Here is a 1272-nt window from a genome sequence, read left to right as displayed (position 1 = left end):
TTGATGGCTCCGGTTGATCTGGAGTTTTTACCGGTGGAGTTGGCTCATTTTCGTAGTTTGGTACTACTGGAGCTGGTTCCAGTGGTTTCTCTACTTCATAAGTAGGAGCTTGTGGTGCAGTTGGTTCTACTGGCGGAGTTGGTTTTTCTAATGTGATGGTTGGCAAATTAGTTGCTCGAACATTTCCGTTAATCGCAAACCAAATATTTGGCTTTTTGGGAGATAATTTCTCTGCTCTACGTGGATCATTCGCTGCAGGCTGTCCCAACACTTCTGAAGACGAAATTGTTCCGATAGTCATACTATTTGAAGGACCTGAGATTTCCACTGCTCCCGCACCATACCAAGAGTTTGGTGCATCTGCATTATCCCAACCAGAATCTGGTTGACTATTCTTATACATGGTGAAGCGGGAACCACCAACTCCTTTTTTGAAGTTTTCAGATTCTGTCGCATAAATTTGGCCGTTCTTTTCACCAACTGAAGAACCCGAAATTTTGATGAAATTCCCAGTATAATCTTTAGCCATCTCGATTGAGTTTGCTTCGCGGTTAAGAGACGCTACAGACATCAAGGCCTTGTCAAAATTAATAATTTGACCATCTTCATCATAGAATTGAAACTCAGTCTTAACGAAGAGAGAGGTAGCATCTTCTGTATTACCAGTATAAGCCGAAGCGAAAACCCCCATCGTTGGGTCTTTAAAAATTCCCAACCAAGCCTTATCATTGCGGAACTTGGAACTAGGATCAAGAGTATAAGTATAGACGATTTTAGAAACTTTTTTCCCTTGATAGTAAGTCCCCTGAAGATTCGTATAAGTTGCTGTTGCAGACTGACCTCGTTTCAGCAGGACTGAAGACCATTCAGTTGGTCCCTTACCACTTGTTACATTTGAATTGTACTCAGAATACTTACCGACTGTACCAAAGCTTTCCTGTTTGTTTGTCTGGTAGTTAGCATTTTGAATGTCTGTTACTTTAAAGTTATCCAACTGGAAGAGTTTATTGGCAAATTCTGCAGTATTCTTCACAGCTGCTTCCATGCCAGTATAGCTAACAAATTCACCAGTTGTAGTCAATGAAAGTTCAGCATTAGGCTCCGATTTGAAAATCAAACTTTGAGCACTTGGGCGACTCAAGTTTCCATCTTCATTCTTCTTTGATTCTGCTAAAGCCATAGCTGCCTTAATTTTAGCCTGCTCATCTTTATAAGCCTGCAACTTAGCCGGATACTCAGCCAACTCTTTCTTATATTTGGCAAGATCAGCTT

Annotated in this window: 1 protein-coding gene; it reads right to left on the bottom strand. The window is 41.0% G+C overall.

Annotation, left to right across the window (positions count from 1 at the left end):
- On the bottom strand, window positions 1-1272 hold a 1272-nt coding region (locus GMD6S_RS09200; RefSeq protein ID WP_000407163.1), incomplete at both ends, for a GbpC/Spa domain-containing protein.

Source organism: Streptococcus sp. GMD6S, from assembly GCF_000297015.1.
The sequence above is the reverse complement of the archived record's forward strand: the minus strand, read 5'-3'. Positions and strand labels throughout refer to the sequence as shown.